Source organism: Catenibacterium sp. GCM10023432, from assembly GCF_042651925.1.
Lineage (GTDB): Bacteria > Bacillota_I > Bacilli_A > Erysipelotrichales > Coprobacillaceae > Catenibacterium > Catenibacterium mitsuoka.
Genome location: NZ_JBHSEB010000084.1, coordinates 1 through 2,641 on the forward strand (window position 1 = coordinate 1; position 2,641 = coordinate 2,641).

At 27.9% G+C, this 2,641-nt stretch carries 3 protein-coding genes; 2 read left to right on the plus strand and 1 reads right to left on the minus strand.

The window, feature by feature from the left end; genetic code table 11:
- Positions 1-74: 74 nt before the first annotated feature.
- Positions 75-410 (minus strand): PadR family transcriptional regulator, encoded by a 336-nt coding sequence (locus ACFOZZ_RS10945; RefSeq protein ID WP_376815242.1) that lies wholly within the window; start codon positions 408-410, stop codon positions 75-77.
- 151 nt (positions 411-561) lie between these two features.
- Here ACFOZZ_RS10945 and ACFOZZ_RS10950 point away from each other — a divergent pair, with 151 nt between their 5' ends.
- Positions 562-1,512, plus strand: a complete 951-nt coding sequence (locus ACFOZZ_RS10950; RefSeq protein ID WP_321107680.1) for a C39 family peptidase — start codon at positions 562-564, stop codon at positions 1,510-1,512.
- 59 nt (positions 1,513-1,571) lie between these two features.
- Positions 1,572-2,015, plus strand: a complete 444-nt coding sequence (locus ACFOZZ_RS10955) for a hypothetical protein (RefSeq protein ID WP_376815243.1) — start codon at positions 1,572-1,574, stop codon at positions 2,013-2,015.
- The last annotated feature ends 626 nt before the right edge of the window (positions 2,016-2,641 follow it).

Genomic DNA, 2,641 nt, shown 5'->3' on the forward strand with positions numbered 1-2,641 from the left:
TATATTCTTTTTCAGATTTACCATAAGAAGTAAATAGATACTTACATTGTTTAATATACTTTTTAACGTTTTTATTATAAGTCATGCTCTTCCTCCATAAATGTATCAATAATACTTGTCATCTCTTTATATTCTTTATATATGCCCTCTAGGTACTCTTTTCCAGATGGCTCCAAATGATAATATATTCTTGTCATTCTCTTTCCAACAAGCCTTTTCTCACTTGATATATAGCCTAGATCTTCAAACTTATAAAGAACAGGATACATACTTCCTTCTTTGATATCTATCTTACCATTTGTAAGTTCTTTAATGGAATGAGTGATCTCATACCCATAACAATCTCTTATTGAAAGAATCTTAAGAAATAACATTTCTAGTTTAAAAAAGTTATTATTTTTTTTTGGCATAAGGCTACCTCCATAGAAAATAGTAACATGAATATATTTGTTAGACAATATATAGAAAAACTATATAGTAGTTGACGAATACATAATCACATGATAATATTTAACTATAGTAAACGTTTACATTATCACAAAGAATAGGAGGATAAAGGAAATGAAGAATAATGTAAAAAAAATCTTGATTGTTTTATCATGCATTTTTACTTGTGTATTACCTGTAAATGTATTTGCAGCTGAAGATGAAGTATTGGAGTGTATTACAGATTTTCTATCTACTTGCCAAATTACATCAGAAAATTTATCTGTTTCTGAATCAGTACCTACGTATAAAGATGGAAAAATATTAACAACTGATACCAATTATATAATATTTAGTGAAAATCATGTTATAGGAATACTAACAGAAACGAAGGGCATATTTACTTATATGGATTTAACAGACAAATCTATTAGTAACTATGCAGTTAATAAAGTTCATGCAATTGAGTATGATGGAATAGATATTCTAATTTATGTGGATGATTCTACTTATAGAATATCAAAAGATGAAATGATTAAAGATAAAGAACTTAAATATGGTGCATCGAAATTAAAAACGGAAAAAATATACTTGATGCAAACTCGTTCTAGTTCAAAATATTTAAGCATTCCAAAGTATAAACAAGACACAAACTATACGTGTTGGGCAACTTGTATTAGCAGTGTTGCAAAATATAAAGGAAAGCCATATACGGCTCCAAGTACAATTTCAAGAAATCATGGAATTGATCCAAATAAACGTGGTGCAACTATTGGTGAAACTCAATTGGCAATGAGTAGTCAATTCGGAATCAAATCAATTGTGATATCACAAGGACCAAGTGCAATGGAATTGATTAATCTCATTAATGCAAATAAGCCTGTAATTACAGGTTTTAAATCTTCACAAAATGGACATATGTGTGTTATCAGAGGTTATGCTGAAGGAAGCTCTTATCTTACTGTTTCATATTTAGATCCTTCAAGTGCAACCTATAAGACTTCTCAAGTAACAACTGATAGAAAAATACAGTTTAAAGTAGGCAATTTAACTTACACAAGTGCAACTTATTTGAAATTAAGTTAATGTTAATTAGTTTCTTAGTTCATATTTTAAGATAAACTATTAATTATAAAGGAGATCATATGAAATCTAAAAAAACTATTGTAACTATTATTGTTTGTTTATTAATTGCTGTTGTTGCTGTGTTTGTAGTACCTAGTTCTAATTCTTATCTATTAGAAGTCACTGCAAGTGGAGAAAAGAAGAAAGAATATTCTTTATATAAATCAACTTCTATTTCTAATAAGCTTAAAGATGTTGATTTTGTTGATCATCTGCCTGATGGTATACAAAAATATGATGAGAGTAAAATGCGTTATGGTTCGCCATCGTATACAGTTATATTAAAGGAGAATGCATATCGTTTTTACAGAATATCTAATAATTCAGATGTACTTGTAACTAAATCAAATAAGAGTGATGATTCCAAAATAAAAGAATATGCTAGAGTAGATAAAGATAGTTTTAAGAAACTTGCATCATCAACAAATTATGTTGATTACGATCAACTAGATTACTGGAATTAGAAATAATTTAAAGGAGAGCTTACAGGTGGCTCTCCTTTAAAAATATTTCTAATAAAATAAAACCTTTCGCTTGTATTATTATAAAGCGAAAGGAGAGTATAGATCTCTTAGTTCACGAAATGTATTGTTGTATCTAAAGTAACAATTTACTTAGATAGAGTGTTTGTTTTTGAAAATACTTCAGCCATTTTTACATTAAATATAAATACTTTATCATCTGATTTTATATATAAATACCTACTATCTTCTACATCATTACATGATATCAAATAATAATCTCCATATTTGGTATTATTGAACCATCCAGCAGTGTAATTCTTATTAAATTGTCCTTTCACTTTCTTACCAAAATCAAATTAATCGATGTATTTTATCTCATTAATCTATGAATAATAAATGCTTTCTTCACTACATAATGGTGCCTTTATAGATATTTTTTCATTATCGTAATTGACCATCGGTTCAGACTGAAAATCTACTATAGTAAAAGCAATTATCATAATAGGAAAAATAAGAATGAAAACAGAAATTAATTTGCTCATTTTTTTTGACATTTGGAGGTGCGGACAATTTCTTGGACCAAAGATGATGCAATGGAGGAAAATATATGGCATATACGGAACAAG

Excerpts from the sequence above, each read along its gene's own strand:
- ACFOZZ_RS10950 (WP_321107680.1), top strand. The coding sequence starts at position 562 with ATGAAGAATAATGTAAAAAAAATCTTGATTGTTTTATCATGCATTTTT.
- ACFOZZ_RS10945 (WP_376815242.1), bottom strand. The coding sequence starts at position 410 with ATGCCAAAAAAAAATAATAACTTTTTTAAACTAGAAATGTTATTTCTT.
- ACFOZZ_RS10955 (WP_376815243.1), top strand. The coding sequence starts at position 1,572 with ATGAAATCTAAAAAAACTATTGTAACTATTATTGTTTGTTTATTAATT.